Source organism: Paramagnetospirillum magnetotacticum MS-1 (assembly GCF_000829825.1).
Lineage (GTDB): Bacteria > Pseudomonadota > Alphaproteobacteria > Rhodospirillales > Magnetospirillaceae > Phaeospirillum > Phaeospirillum magnetotacticum.
On record NZ_JXSL01000023.1, the window covers coordinates 15,066 to 28,950 of the forward strand.

The 13,885-nt window shown below is 63.3% G+C and carries 11 protein-coding genes; 6 read left to right on the plus strand and 5 right to left on the minus strand.

Annotated elements, in window-relative coordinates; translation table 11 throughout:
- Positions 1-2: 2 nt before the first annotated feature.
- Together CCC_RS06100 and CCC_RS06105 are read right to left on the minus strand one after the other, a co-directional pair.
- The gene (locus CCC_RS06100) at positions 3-878 is read right to left on the minus strand and encodes a branched-chain amino acid ABC transporter permease (RefSeq protein WP_009870270.1); all 876 of its coding nucleotides are present in this window, start codon (positions 876-878) and stop codon (positions 3-5) included.
- A gap of 84 nt (positions 879-962) precedes the next feature.
- Positions 963-2,117 (minus strand): ABC transporter substrate-binding protein, encoded by a 1,155-nt coding sequence (locus CCC_RS06105; protein WP_009870269.1) that lies wholly within the window; start codon positions 2,115-2,117, stop codon positions 963-965.
- A 303-nt stretch (positions 2,118-2,420) separates the two neighbouring features.
- On the opposite strand from CCC_RS06105, the gene CCC_RS06110 reads away from it, so the two are divergent.
- Positions 2,421-4,103 carry a sensor domain-containing phosphodiesterase gene (locus CCC_RS06110; RefSeq protein WP_009870268.1) on the plus strand — a complete coding sequence of 561 codons (1,683 nt, stop codon included), beginning with the start codon at positions 2,421-2,423 and terminating at the stop codon, positions 4,101-4,103.
- Between the two features lie 129 nt (positions 4,104-4,232).
- Positions 4,233-5,408, plus strand: coding sequence for an amidase (locus tag CCC_RS06115; RefSeq protein WP_009870267.1), 1,176 nt, complete (start codon positions 4,233-4,235; stop codon positions 5,406-5,408).
- 148 nt (positions 5,409-5,556) lie between these two features.
- On the opposite strand, the gene CCC_RS06120 is transcribed toward CCC_RS06115, so the two are convergent.
- Positions 5,557-6,381 (minus strand): radical SAM protein, encoded by an 825-nt coding sequence (locus CCC_RS06120; RefSeq protein ID WP_236686317.1) that lies wholly within the window; start codon positions 6,379-6,381, stop codon positions 5,557-5,559.
- A 315-nt stretch (positions 6,382-6,696) separates the two neighbouring features.
- On the opposite strand from CCC_RS06120, the gene CCC_RS22410 reads away from it, so the two are divergent.
- The gene (locus CCC_RS22410) at positions 6,697-8,706 is read left to right on the plus strand and encodes a HAMP domain-containing methyl-accepting chemotaxis protein (RefSeq protein ID WP_041040434.1); all 2,010 of its coding nucleotides are present in this window, start codon (positions 6,697-6,699) and stop codon (positions 8,704-8,706) included.
- Positions 8,707-8,729: 23 nt separating this feature from the next.
- Here the strand turns inward: CCC_RS22410 and gor are convergent, their stop codons facing one another.
- Positions 8,730-10,085, minus strand: coding sequence for a glutathione-disulfide reductase (gene gor, locus CCC_RS06130; RefSeq protein WP_009870264.1), 1,356 nt, complete (start codon positions 10,083-10,085; stop codon positions 8,730-8,732).
- A gap of 99 nt (positions 10,086-10,184) precedes the next feature.
- Between gor and CCC_RS06135 the strand changes: the two genes are divergently transcribed.
- Positions 10,185-11,435, plus strand: coding sequence for an MFS transporter (locus CCC_RS06135; protein WP_009870263.1), 1,251 nt, complete (start codon positions 10,185-10,187; stop codon positions 11,433-11,435).
- Here CCC_RS06135 and CCC_RS06140 read toward each other — a convergent pair whose 3' ends face one another.
- On the minus strand, positions 11,436-12,413 hold the full coding sequence (locus CCC_RS06140; protein ID WP_009870262.1) for a bile acid:sodium symporter family protein: 978 nt from the start codon (positions 12,411-12,413) through the stop codon (positions 11,436-11,438).
- A 113-nt stretch (positions 12,414-12,526) separates the two neighbouring features.
- On the opposite strand from CCC_RS06140, the gene CCC_RS06145 reads away from it, so the two are divergent.
- Together CCC_RS06145 and CCC_RS06150 are read left to right on the plus strand one after the other, a co-directional pair.
- Positions 12,527-13,402, plus strand: coding sequence for an ion channel (locus CCC_RS06145; RefSeq protein ID WP_009870261.1), 876 nt, complete (start codon positions 12,527-12,529; stop codon positions 13,400-13,402).
- Complete coding sequence (locus CCC_RS06150) at positions 13,399-13,854, plus strand: hypothetical protein (RefSeq protein WP_009870260.1); 456 nt, start codon at positions 13,399-13,401, stop codon at positions 13,852-13,854. Before CCC_RS06145 ends, CCC_RS06150 begins: the two co-directional genes overlap by 4 nt.
- Positions 13,855-13,885 lie beyond the last annotated feature (31 nt).

Here is a 13,885-nt window from a genome sequence, read left to right on the forward strand (position 1 = left end):
CGTCACACCCGATCCGTGCCGCGCTTGCCGAACAGGCCGCTGGGCATGAAGAACAGAACGAAGAGAATGATGATGAAGGCGATGGCGTCCTTATAGGCCGAGGACAGATAGCCCGACGCCATGGCCTCGGCGATGCCGACGATCAGGCCGCCCACGATGGCGCCCGTGCCGTTGCCCAATCCGCCCAGCACCGCCGCCGAGAAGCCCTTGAGCCCCAGCATGATGCCTGCTTCGTAATTGGTGAAGGTGATGGGCGTGACCACGATGCCGCCCACCGCGCCCAGCAGGGCCGACAGCGCGAAGCTGGCCAGCAGCACCTTTTTCACCGCCACGCCCACCAGTTGGGCGGCCAGACGGTTGTGGGACGTGCCCAGCATGGCCTTGCCGAACATGGTGCGGTTGAAGAAGTACCACAGCAGGGCGATGGCCACGGCCGAGATGCCAAACACCCACAGGCTTTGGGGCATCAAGGTGGCGCCCAGCACGGCGATGGGCGTCTCGCCCGAAAAAGCCGGCAGGGAATGGAATTCCTTGTCCCAGATGATCTGCGCGGCGCCGCGCAAGAAGATGGAGGCGCCGATGGTGATGATGATGATGGTGACCACATCCGAATTGCGCGCCGGTTCGATGGCGAACTTCTCCATGGCGACACCGACCAGCATGGAGGCGGCCATGGCCAGGGGGATGGCCAGGTAGACGGGCACTCCCGCGGCCACCATGGTGGCGGTGGCCATGCCGCCAATCATGATGAACTCGCCCTGGGCAAAGTTGATCACATGGCTGGCGTTGTAGATGATGGCGAATCCGAGACCGGCCAGCGCGTAGATGGCGCCCGATGTCAGCCCGGAAAACAGATACTGCAGGAATGCGGCGAACATGCTTCCCCAACTCCCTTAAGGCAGGGGTCATCTGGCGGCCACGCCGTCCCGCAAGGGGGGCACGGCCGCCAGCAAACCATGGGATCAGTCGATCAGAACCCAATCACCCTTACGGATTTCCAACATGTGGAAAGCCGACGGCGACAGGCCCATATGGTCGGTCGGGCTCATGGAAACCAGACCGCCGGTCCCCACATAGCCCGAGGTCTTCTCGATCTCGTCGCGGACCTTGGCCCTGTCGGTGGACTTGGCGCGGTTGATGGCGGCCAGGGCGATCTGCAAGCCGTCATAGGCATGACCGGCGAAGGTGGAGACATCCGACTTGAAGGCGGTCTCGTAATCCTTCTTGAAGGCGGTCACCACCGGCTTTTGCGGATCGGTGGCAGCCAGCTGCTCCGGGATCACCTGACCGGCGGCGGGGAGACGGACGCCATCGGCCGCATCGCCAGCCAGCTTGATGAAGTCCTTGGAGGCGACACCGTGGGACTGATACAGCGGCAGAGCAATGCCCAGCTGCTTGAAGTTCTTGGTGACAATGGCCGGCCCCTGGCCGAAGCCAAAGTTGAACACCGCCTGGACGCCCGCCGCATTCTTGATCTTGGTCAGCTGGGCGGTGACGTCGGGATCCTTGGGCGAATAGATTTCGTCGGCGACGATCTCGATGCCGTAATTTCCGGCCACCAGCTTGGACTGGTCATGGCCCGACTTGCCGAAGCCCGCATCCTCCGAGATCATGCCGATCTTGGTGATGCCGCGCTTCTTCATGTCCGAGAATACCTTCTCGGCGGCCATCTTGTCGGTATGGGGGGTCTTGAACACCCACTTCTTGACCGGATCGACGATGACCACGGCGCCAGCCAGCGAGATGAAGGGCACCTCGTTGCGCTCGGCCAAGGGCACGGCGGCCATGGTGGTGGCGGTGGTGGAGCCGCCGATCAGCAGATCGACCTTGTCGCTTTCGATCAGGCGCTTGGTGAAGGTGGAGGCCTTCTCGCCCGCGCCGCCATCGTCATAGACCACCAACTCGATCTTGCGGCCCATGACGCCGCCTTCCTTGTTGATGCGCTCAACATACATTTCCAGCGTCTTCTTCTCGGGCTCGCCCAGGAACGACGCAGGACCGGTAACGGAAAGGATCGAGCCGATCTTGATGGGATCGGCGGCGCCGGCCTGTCCGGCAAAGGCGGAGCAACCGGCAACAACAACAGCCGCCGCGCCCCAATTCACGAGGTTACGCATTCATTTTCCTCCCAGAAGCAGCTCACGGCTTGTCCCGCCGCGTAGCCTATCTAATGAGCTATTTAACCCGAGAGCAATGCATTACGCCACGAAAAAATTACGCAATTGAGTACCGAATTGCTTATTGACGAATTCAAGACATTCTGCCGATGCCTTCCGGCCAGTTGTCCGCGCCGTCCATCCCTAAGGTATGCCTACCCGCCCGATTTGCGTAATCATCTTGAAACGATATGTGTCATTTTGTAACTTAGCTTTGGGGGTAGAGTGCCTTGATCGACAAATCATCGGAAGGTCGGGAAGCCCATGGGAAGCGGGGATTCGTCACTTGTTGAGAAGCTGAAGCTGCAGCGGGATCGGTTTATTGCCTTCGCATTTGCCGGTGCCGACCTGCTGTTGGAGATGAACGACGAGGACGTCGTCACCTACTCGGCCGGTGCGGGCGAGGCGCTGTACGGCATTTCCGATTCGGAACTGCTGGGCCGCCCCTTGGCCGATTTCATCTTCCCACGCGACAAGGACAAATTCACCGATTCCATCCAGCGGCTGCGCAATTCCGGGCGGCTGGATCACACGCCGCTTTCCATGGTCGGAGCCACGGGCGCCGTTTCGCGCATGCGCATGGCGGGCATCAAGCTGCCCCAATTCCCCACCGGCTATCATCTGGTCTTGTCGCGCGTCTCGCCCATCGCAGGCAGTGAAACCGATCAGCCGGGCCAGACCGCCGATCCGCGGGTGCGCTTCGTCGATATGGTGCGCCAGCGCCTGAACGAGGCCAACCGCCTGGGCGAGGACTACACGCTGACCATGTTCGACCTGTCGGCGTCCAAATTCGGAGCCACCGAACCGGCTCTGCTGCAAAGCTTCCTGTCCACGCTCCATGCCGCCCTGGAGGGCTGTTCCGTCCGCCAGTCATCGGCCGGGGCCCTCAACGAACGGGCCTTTGGTCTGGTGCATGACCAGACCGTCACCTCCGGCCATGTGCAAGAGAAGGTCGACGAGGTGTTCCGCCAGTTCAGCGGCAAGGTCAAGGGCGCTTCGCTGAAGGTCCACAGCGCCTCGCTGGAAATGGACGATTCCGCCATGTCCGAGGAGGATCTGGGCAAGGCGCTGAACTACATCATCAACGGCTTCGTGCGCGACAGCGCCAAATTCGCCATCAAATCCCTGGCCGAGGGCGCCAAGATCGCGGTGGAGGACACCCTGGTCCGGGTGCGCAACTTCCGCAAGATGATCCGCAGCGACAAGCTGGCCTTCTTCTTCCAGCCCATGGTCAATGTCAGCACCGGCACCGTGCTGGCCTATGAGGCCTTCGGCCGCATCGCCCATGACAAGGGCTTCTTCGCGCCGTCGCAGATCATTCCCTTCGCCACCGATGTGGGCGTCATCGGCGAATTCGATCTGATGGCCGTGAAGAAGGCCCTTCTGGCCATGAAGGCCGCCACCGACATCTCGGCCCTGGCCTCCGTCGCCGTCAACGTGTCGGGAACCTCGCTGGGCAATCCCGCTTTCTATCACTCGCTGGTCAAGATCTTAGAGGAGAACAAGCCGGTCCTCGCCCGTCTGGTTCTCGAGATCACCGATGTGGCCCGCATCTACAATCTGGACGAGGCCAGGCGCCTGCTGGCCCGCATCAAGCGCATGGGCGTGCGCCTGTCCCTGGACGATTTCGGATCGGGGGGCGCGGCCTTCGACATCTTGAAGATTCTGCCCGCCGATTACGTCAAGATCGATCGCGACTATATTTTCGACGCGCGGGAAAAGCGTGGACGCTCGGTGCTGCGCGCCATGGTCAGCCTGACCCACGACCTGGGCATGACCGCCATCGGCGAATGTGTCGAGGACAGCCAGATGCTGAACATCCTCAAGGATGTGGGCGTCGAATACGCCCAGGGCTTCTTTTTCGCGCCCCCCGCCCTGGATGCGGCCCGCAAGATCAAGTATTACAAGGACCACCTCAAGGCCGCCGAGCCAGCGGCGGCGGAATAGCCGGGCTCCACCGCCAGCCCCGCCCCACAAGCACCCCCGCAATGCCGCCATACCACTGGACCCGCTCCGGTGATCTGGTATTTTCCCTCACATGCCGCTTCGTCGGCGAGGTAGCAGGGGCCATCTGACATGCATGATCCGTTGAACGCGTTTGCTCTGGGCGGTGACGTCTATATCGACGGAGCCAAGTCCGGCCCCTTGGCTGGCCTCACCTTCGCGGCCAAGGACGTCTTCGACGTCGCGGGCTATGTCACCGGGGCGGGCAATCCTGACTGGCGCCGTCTGGCCGAACCGGCCAAGCAGACCGCCTGGGCGGTCAGCGCCCTACTGGAATCCGGCGCCCGGCTGGTGGGCAAGACCCATACCGACGAACTGACGCGCGGCATCTTCGGCGACAATTCCCATTACGGCACGCCCGACAATCCGCGCGCTCCCGGCCATGTGCCCGGCGGTTCGAGCAGCGGGTCGGCGGCGGCCGTGGCTGGCGGCCTGGCCTCCATGGCGCTGGGCACCGACACCGCCGGATCGACCCGCGTTCCCGCCTCCTTCTGCGGCGTTTACGGCCTGCGCCCCACATTGGGCACCATCCCCATGGACGGAGTGCTGTCCCAATCCAACACTTTCGACACCGTCGGCCTGCTGGCCGATGACGCGGAAATCCTCGGCCTGATGGGCGAGGCTCTGCTGCGCAAGAAGATCAAGGACGTCCGTCCTGCCCAGGCCGTGGTGCTGGAAGACGCCATGGAGGCTTCGGACCCGGCCGTGGCTGCCGCCATCGAAGCCGCCCTGCCCCGCATCAAGGACGCCGTCGCCCCCATCACCCGCGGCCGCAAGGTCTCGCCGGTGCCGCTGGCCGATTGGGTCGAGCATCAGAACGCCATTCAGGGCCGCGAGGCCTGGGAGCGTTTCGGCGAGTGGATCAACAATTCCAATCCCCGCTTCGGCTTCGAAGTGGCGGATAATTTCCTGCGCGGTTCCAAGGTGTCGCAACGCACCCTGTCGGCGGCCCGTGGCTTCCGCCTGCGTGCCAAGCGCTGGGTCCAGGAAGCGCTGGAAGGCAATGCCGTGCTGGTGCTGCCCACCACGCCGGTCACCGCGCCGCCCGTTCATTCGCCCCGCTCGGTGATGTGGGAGATCCGCCATCGCATGGTCAGCCTGACCACCATCGCGGGCATGGCGGGCTGCCCGCAGATCAGCCTGCCGCTTTGCAAGGTGGACGGCCTGCCGGTGGGCCTGTCGCTGATCGGCCCGCGCGGCTCTGACGCCCTGCTGCTGGCGGCGGCGCGGCGAATCGGCAAGGCCTAGAAAGATTTCGGGGGCAATTGCCCCCGATCCCCCCATCGGGAGGCATGGCCTCCCGAACCCTCTCCTCATTTGAAACTCAAAGGGGGTATGGGGCATCGCCCCATGCGGGCGCGGGCGGCAGCCCGGCCTCAGGGCGGCGACTTTTCCTTCAGAACCCCCTGATCCACCGGGGCCGCACCCCCGCTCCCTCGTCCAGGGCGGCGTCGATGCGGGCCAGCAGTTTGTCCTTGTCACGGGGCAGATTACCGGCCAGGGCCAGGGCGTTGCTGGCGTGGTTGGAGCGGAAGATCACCGGCGACGGCGGATTGAGACGCTCGAGCAGACGGCGCAGTTCCACCAGCACGCCGCGATCGTCCTGCCATTGGAAATCTTCGCCCATGCGTTCAAAGAAGCGGGGCGCCACATTGGTCTCCAATCCCAGTTGCAGGGTCGAGAGATAGACCGGCGGCGCCCGATTGACCAGATCGGCGGTACCGTCCATGTGGTCCTCCCAGCCATTCTTCCCCGCCAGACCCAGGATCACCGTGGCCGAAACCTTGAGACCGCATTGGCGGGCCTTGGCCAGGGCTGATTCCATCTGTTTGGCCGAGCCCTTGGCGATACGCTTCAACACCATGTCCGAGCCGGACTCGATCCCCAGATAGACCAGGCCCAGACGCTTCGCCTTCAGCAGGGCGATATCGTCCTCGCTCTTGCCCAGAATATCGAAGGGCGTGGCATAGGCGGAAATGCGCTGCAAATCCGCAAAGCGCAAAGCCAGATGATCGCAGATGGCGGCAAGGGCCTCGGTGGGCAGACAGTAGGCGTCGCCATCGGCCAGGAAGACCCTGCGAGCCTCGGGCCATTCGCGGGCCGCCTCGTCGATATGGGCAAAGACACCATCCAAAGGTCGTGCACGAAAGACCTTCTGCTTGTACATGGAGCAGAAGCTGCACTGGTTATAACGACAGCCATAGGTCGCCTGAATGATCAAATTATCACCTTCAGACGGCGGCCTCCACAATGGAAAGTCGCACTCCATATCCACCTCACACAAGTTCTAAATGCGTATATGTGATTTCCATAAAACTCCACATAGAATAGAACTCTGTAAATGCATTACCGACACATCTTAACCAGCATTTTAATCAAAACATTTCTGCGAATTTCAATCCAATTGGCGGCCACTTTGCTATTGACTCGCAATGGCCCAGGTATTACCCCTGGTGTAGGTAGAACACCCTATGCGCCATACGGCATAGACGTATGCCATGGCTGGTTGTTCACGGAAGCGGTACTGGAGGGCAAGATGGCACTGTCGGATATTCGGATCTCTGCCAAGGTCAATTTCGGGTTCGGCGCTGTCCTGGCACTTCTGGGACTCGTGGGAATCATGGGCTATAACAGCCTGGGAACCGCCGACGACAACTTCCAGACCTATCGCGGCATCGCGCGCGAGACCAACAGCATCGGCCGAATTCAAGCCAATGTGCTGAAAATCCGCCTGGACGCCAAGGACTTCCTGATCAATGCCGACGAACACGACATCACCAACCTGAAGGACGCGGCCAAGACCGCCGATGCCGTCATCGCCGAATTGCTCAAAGACGTTCACGACCCGGATCAGATCAACAAGATTAAGACCATCGATAAGGAGATGGATCTCTATACCGCCACCTTCGACAAGGTCGCCGATCTGCGCAAGAAGGAAAACGACCTGACCGACAACCGGTTGGGCAAGTCCGGGCCGGAATTGGAAAAGGCGCTGACCGCCCTGATGGACGCCTCCATGAAGGACGGCGACGGAGATATGGCGGTGCGCGTCGGCACGGCGCTGCGCGACTCACTTATCGCCCGCCTCTACGCCCAGAAGTTTCTGATCGCCGGTTCCGAAGACTTTCATAAGCGCGTCCTGGCCGAACTGAACGGCGCGGGTTCGGTTCTGGGTGAAATCATGCCACGCCTGTCCGGCCGTCGGCTGCAACTTGCCTCCCAGGCTCAAACCGCCCTGGACGCCTATATCACCGGCTATGCCGAACTCCACGCCACCAACACTGAGCGCAGGCGGCTGGTTCACGAGATTCTCGACAAGGTCGGACCGAAAGTCGCCGATCTGGTGGAGGCATTCAAGCTTGGCCTCAAGTCCCAGCAGGACGAATTGGGTCCGCGCGCCTCCGCCGCCGTTCATTCCGCCCGCACCACGGTGATGACGGCCGGAATCATCGCCTTCATCTTAGGAATCGGCGCCGCCTTTCTGATCGGCCGCGGCATCACCGGACCGGTTAATGCCATGACCCGGGCCATGGGTATCCTGGCGGGTGGCGACACTTCCGTGGCCATTCCCGCCACCGGCCAGAAGGACGAGATCGGCGAGATGGCCCAGGCCGTCCAGGTGTTCAAGGACAACGCCATCCGCGTCACCGCCATGCAAAAGGAGCAGGAGGAAGCCAAGGCCCGCGCCGAAGCCGAACGCCGCCAGGCCATGCTCAACATGGCCGACAATTTCGAAGCCGCCGTCATGGGTCTGGTCAAGTCCGTCGCCGCCCAGGCCACGGAAATGCAGGCCACCGCCCAGGGAATGTCGGCGGCCGCCGATCAGGGCAACGCCCAGGCTTCCACCGTGGCCGCCGCCGCCGAGCAGGCCACCGCCAATGTCCAGACCGTCGCGGCGGCCGCCGAGGAACTGTCGTCTTCCATCAGCGAAATCAGCCGTCAGGTTGCCCAGGCGGCCCAGATCTCCAAGACCGCCTCCGACGAGACCGCCCGGACCAACACCATGGTCCAGGGGCTGGCCGCCGCCGCAGACAAGATCGGCGAGGTGGTGAACCTCATCAACGATATCGCGTCTCAGACCAACCTGCTGGCGCTCAACGCCACCATCGAGGCCGCGCGGGCCGGTGATGCGGGTAAGGGCTTCGCCGTGGTCGCCAACGAGGTGAAGAACCTGGCCAACCAAACGGGGCGCGCCACCGAGGAAATCAGCAACCAGATCGGGGCCGTTCAGGAAGAGACTCGCCGCGCCGTGGAGGCCATCGGCAGCATCGGCACGGTGATCGAACAGGTGCGCCAGATTTCGTCGGGCATCGCCTCGGCGGTGGAAGAACAAGGGGCCGCCACCCAGGAAATCGCCCGCAACGTCCAGCAGGCCGCCCAAGGCACTCAGGAGGTTTCCTCCAATATCGGCGGCGTGTCGGAAGCGGCATCGAGCACTGGGGCCGCCGCCAATGACGTGCTGGTCGCCGCCGGAGACCTGTCCAAGAACTCGGAAAAGCTCAGTTCCGAGGTCAACACCTTCCTGTCCAGGGTCCGCACGGGCTGATATTGGAGCGCCGGGCGGGCGCTCTAGTCCGCCCGCTTGTCGCGCATGGTGACCAGTTCCTCCGCCGCTGTGGGATGAATGCCCACAGTGGCGTCGAACTGGGCCTTGGTGGCCCCGCATTTCAGCGCCACGGCAAAGCCCTGGACAATCTCGGGGGCATCCGAACCCACCATATGGACGCCCAGCACCCGGTCACTGGCCCGGTCCACCACCAGCTTCATCATGGTGCGCTCCTCGCGCCCCGCCAGGATGTTGCGCATGAGCTTGAAGCGCGACAGATAGACATCGATGGCGCCATAGCGTTTTGACGCCTCGGCCTCGGTCAGCCCCACCGTCCCCACCGGCGGCAGGGAGAACACCGCCGAGGGGATGTTGTCGTAATCCATGGCGGTAGACTGGCCCAGAAAGGCCGTGCGCACGAAGGCCATGGCCTCGTTGATGGCCACGGGGGTGAGGTTCACGCGATCGGTGACGTCACCCACCGCCCAGATATTGCGCACCGAGGTCCGCGACAGGGCGTCGACCATGACGGCGCCCTTGGAATTGAGCACCACACCGGCCTTTTCCAGTCCCAGCCCCTCGGTATTGGGCACCCGTCCGGTGGCATACATCACCAGATCGGCCTCCAGGCTGTCGCCGTCCGAGAGCAGCACGCAGTAGCCGTGGCCGCGTCGCTCGATGGCGCGCACCTGGGTGGTGGTACGCAGTTCCACGCCCTTCTTCCCCATCTCCTCGGCCAAAGTCGCTCGGATATCGGCGTCGAAACCGCGCAGCAGAGTGTCACCGCGCAGCACCAGGGTGACGCCCACGCCCAGAGCATTGAAGATTCCGGCGAATTCCACGGCGATATAGCCACCACCGACGATCACCACCCGCTCGGGCAACTGCATCAGATCCAGGGCCTGATCCGAGGTGACGGCATGTTCGATGCCCGGCACATCGGGAAGCGACGGCCGCCCCCCGGTAGCGACCAGGATGGTCTCGGCGCTCAGGACCTGAAGCCCCACCTGCACCGTATGGGCATCGAGCAGATGGCCCTTGCCCTCCACCACGGTGACGCCGGGCTCCTTGAGCAGGCGCATATAGACGCCTTCGAGTCGCTGTAACTCGACATTCTTGGCGGCGACCAGACGGGCCCAATCGAAATCGGCGCCCTCCAGGCTCCATCCAAACCCTAAGGAATCCGCCAGATCCTCGGCGAAGCGGGCGCCGTAGACCAGCAGCTTCTTGGGCACACAGCCGCGCATGACGCAGGTTCCGCCGACCCGGCTGCTTTCCACCACCGCCACTTTGCGCCCCGCCGCCGCCGCCATGCGGCAGGCCCGCACGCCGCCGGAACCGGCGCCCAGCGTGATCAGGTCGTAGTCGTAGTCGGGCATGAAATGTCCTTGGGGCAGATCGGTTCGCGTGTCGCAATCAACTTGGCATGCCGGAGCGGGCATGCCAAGGTGCCAGGAGTTTTGTTGCAAGGACCAACAATGTCCGACCATCCCATCATCCGCCGCCTGCCCTTCCATTACGCCTGGGCCATCGTAGCTGCCGGATGCATCGGCCTGTTCGCGGCACTGGGGTTGGGGCGCTTCGCCCTTGGCATGCTGCTGCCCTCCATGGGGCTGTCCCTGGATCTGTCGCGCAGCGAGATGGGCTGGATCTCGACGGGCAATTTCATCGGCTATATGGCCGCCGTGACCTTGGGCGGGCGCATGGTCGCCCGCTGGGGGGCGCGCAAGACCGTGGTGGCCGGGCTCGGCCTGGTGGGGCTGTCCATGATCGCGGTATCCTGGGCCGGAAGCTTTGGCCAGGTGCTGGGGCTCTACGTCCTGACCGGCTTTGGCAGCGGCGCCGCCAATGTACCGGTGATGGGGCTGATCGCCCACTGGTTCGGCCGCCGGGTCAGGGGCCGCGCCGCCGGTTTCGTGGTGATCGGCTCGGGCTTCGCCATCATGACCGCCGGAATCCTGATCCCCGCCATCAATGCCGCGTATGGCGCCGAGGGCTGGCGCTTTGCCTGGATGGTGATCGGCCTGATGGTCCTGACCACGGCCCTGATCGATCTTCTGGTACTGCGCAATCATCCCTCCGAAATGGGGCTCGAACCGGTAACCGGACTGGTCTCGGCCGAGCCCGGAACCCCCACCTCCGTCTGTGCCGCCGCCCCCTCGCCCGCCGCCAAGCGGCGCATCCTGGCCCATCTGGGTGCGGTCTATGCCGCCTTCGGCTTCACCTATGTGATCTATGCCACCTTCATCGTCACCGCCCTGGTGCAAGAGCGCGGATTTCCCGAATCCACCGCAGGCGTCTTCTGGTCGTGGATCGGATTTCTGTCCCTGGCCTCGGGGCCGGTGTTTGGCGGCCTGTCCGACCGCATCGGACGCCGCGCCGGATTGATGATCGTCTTCGCCTGCCAGGCCACGGCCTATGTGCTGGTGGCGCTGCCCTTGCCCGAACCGTTCCTTTACGCCTCCATCGCCCTGTTCGGGCTGGTGGTCTGGGCGGTGCCCTCCATCATGGCGGCGGCGGTGGGCGACTATCTCGGGCCGGAACAGGCGGCGGCCTCATTCGGCACCATCACCCTGATCTTCGCGCTCGGCCAGATCTGCGGCCCAGCGGTGGCGGGCTGGATGGCCGATGCCTGGGGCAGCTTTTCCGGCGCCTTCGCCATGGCGGCGGTGGTGGCGGGACTGGGCATCGCCGGAGCGGCGTTTCTGCCCAAGCCTAAGAAGACGTGATCACACCTCGTCCTGCCACTGGCGGGCGATGATCCCGGCGGCAATCAGCTGGATCAGGTGATAGAGGATGGTCGGCGCGATGATCAGTCCCAAAGCGGGCGAAGCGCCGAACATGATCTTGGCCATGGGCACCCCGGTGGCCAGCGACTTCTTGGTGCCGCAGAACACGCCGGCGATGGCGTCCTCGCGGTTGAAACCCAACGCCTTGCACACCAGACGCAGCAGGAGGAAGACGAAGGCGAAGAGAAGGGCCGCGCCCCCCACCGCTTGCGCCACGAATCCTCCGCCCTGTCCGTCCCAGATTCCCTCGGCCACCGAATCCGAGAAGGAGTTGAAGACGATCAGCAAAATGGTGAGGCGATCCAGGGATTTCAGCCAAGACACGTTGCGCTCGATCCAGCCCCGCACCCAAGGCCGCAGGACCTGGCCCAGAACGATGGGCAGCAGGACCAGCAGCACGATCTTGAGCAGAACCCGGCCCAGATCCAGCGAGGCGCCGCTGGACGACAGATACCAATTGACCCAAAGCGGGGTCAGCACCACGCCCAGCAGGCTGGACAAGGTCGCATTGAAGATGGCCCCCGCCACATTGCCCCGCGCGATGGAGGTCATGGCCACCGAGGACGAAATGGTCGATGGCAGCGCCGCCAGGAAGAAGAAGCCCAGCATCAGCTCGGAGCCGATCCGTCCATCCAGCGCCAGGGCCGCACCCCAGGCCAGGGCGGGAAACAGCACGAAGGTGGAGCTTTGAACCACCAGATGCAGCCGCCAGTTCATCAGTCCGGCCTTCATGCGCTCGGGCGGCAAGGTCAGGCCATAGAGCAGGAAGACCAGGGCCACGCCGTAAACGGTGATGCTATCCATGTAAAGATGGCCGCCGCTCTTGCCGAAATCGGGCAAAACCCAGGCCAGCCCCACCATGGAGACCAACCCCAGCAGGAAACCGTCGATACCGATACGGGCGAGAAGCTTGAACACAGGAATACCTCGGACAGGCCGGTGCGGCGGGAACACTACCCGAAGCCACACCCCCTTTTGCAAGGACTTCGAGATCATCGACTTTTTACGCGGTCTCTGGCATGACGGGAGGCATGAAACCGCCAGCCCGCAAGCCCCGCATCCTCAATTCCGACGGCTCGAGCAACATCACGCGCCTGGGCCTGGAAAAGCGCGGCTGGCTGGATGACCATTACCACGACTTGCTGACGGTCTCCTGGCCGGTCTTCATCACCCTCATCACGGGCCTTTATCTGGTCACCAACGCCCTGTTCGCCCTGGCCTATCTGGCCTGCGGCGACGTCATCGAGAATGCCCGCCCCGGTTCGTTCACCGACGCCTTCTTCTTCAGCGTCCAGACCATGGCCACCATCGGCTATGGCAAGCTGATTCCCATCGGGCCGCTGGCCAATACCCTGGTCACCCTCGAAGCCCTGTGCGGCATGCTTGGTCTGGCGGTGGCGGCCAGCCTGATTTATGCCCGCTTCACGCGCCCCACCGCAGGGGTGCTGTTCAGTTCCCGCATGGTGATCTCGGATTTCGAGGGCAAACCCACCTTGATGATGCGGTTGGCCAATCTCAGGATCGAGCAGATCATCGAGGCCGACGTCCATCTGGTGCTGGTCCGAAGCGAAATCAGCCAGGAAGGCATGGTGTTCCGCCGCTTCCATGATCTGACTCTGACCCGGTCGCGCTCGCCCATCTTCTCGCTGTCTTGGACGGTCATGCACCCCATCGACCATCACAGTCCGATCTATGGCGAGACCGACGAGACGCTGCGCAACAGCCATTCGGAATTTCTGGTGCTGTTCACCGGGCATCACGAGGCCTTCGCCCAGAACGTCCATGCCCGGCACGCCTATTCCTGCGACGAGATCATCTGGGGCGGCCACTTCGTGGATGTCTTTACCACCCTGCCCGACGGCCGCCGCGCCCTAGACCTCGGCAAGTTCCACGAGATCGCCCAGTGATCCGGGCAGCGATCGCCGCGTTCCTCTTGCTGCTTTGCCTGCCTGCCCGCGCCGAAACCGTCGAAGGCAACAAGATCTTCATCGAATTTTCCTATGACGCCAGTTCCCCCGAACTGGAAGCGGCCGAGAAATGGGGCCGCGCCCATTTCGCCAAGGCCAAGGCGGCGGGACGCCCCTTGAGGCTCAGCGTCGGACGCTCGCGCGGGACGACTCTGATCAGCCTGGAATCGGTGGCCATCTGCGATCGGGTCAAGGCTTGTCCCCTCCTGGTCTTCCGCGACCTGACGGCACGCCCGATCCTGGAAACCTCATCGTTTCAGAATGTGTTGATCGAATATCGCGGCACGGAGATCTTCCTGGTCATCCGTCTGTGGGATGAGATCACCGAATGCCGGATTACCGGCATGGGACGCGCCAAGTGCAAGAAGGCGCCAAAGTCGCCCCTCCCCTGACTTACACCGCCGCCCGGATGATTCGGCCTTG

What these genes read in the sequence shown, in the direction of transcription:
- CCC_RS22410 (WP_041040434.1), top strand. Translation starts at nt 6,697, where the DNA reads ATGGCACTGTCGGATATTCGGATCTCTGCCAAGGTCAATTTCGGGTTC.
- CCC_RS06115 (WP_009870267.1), top strand. Translation starts at nt 4,233, where the DNA reads ATGCATGATCCGTTGAACGCGTTTGCTCTGGGCGGTGACGTCTATATC.
- CCC_RS06100 (WP_009870270.1), bottom strand. Translation starts at nt 878, where the DNA reads ATGTTCGCCGCATTCCTGCAGTATCTGTTTTCCGGGCTGACATCGGGC.
- CCC_RS06110 (WP_009870268.1), top strand. Translation starts at nt 2,421, where the DNA reads ATGGGAAGCGGGGATTCGTCACTTGTTGAGAAGCTGAAGCTGCAGCGG.
- gor (WP_009870264.1), bottom strand. Translation starts at nt 10,085, where the DNA reads ATGCCCGACTACGACTACGACCTGATCACGCTGGGCGCCGGTTCCGGC.
- CCC_RS06135 (WP_009870263.1), top strand. Translation starts at nt 10,185, where the DNA reads ATGTCCGACCATCCCATCATCCGCCGCCTGCCCTTCCATTACGCCTGG.
- CCC_RS06105 (WP_009870269.1), bottom strand. Translation starts at nt 2,117, where the DNA reads ATGCGTAACCTCGTGAATTGGGGCGCGGCGGCTGTTGTTGTTGCCGGT.
- CCC_RS06145 (WP_009870261.1), top strand. Translation starts at nt 12,527, where the DNA reads ATGAAACCGCCAGCCCGCAAGCCCCGCATCCTCAATTCCGACGGCTCG.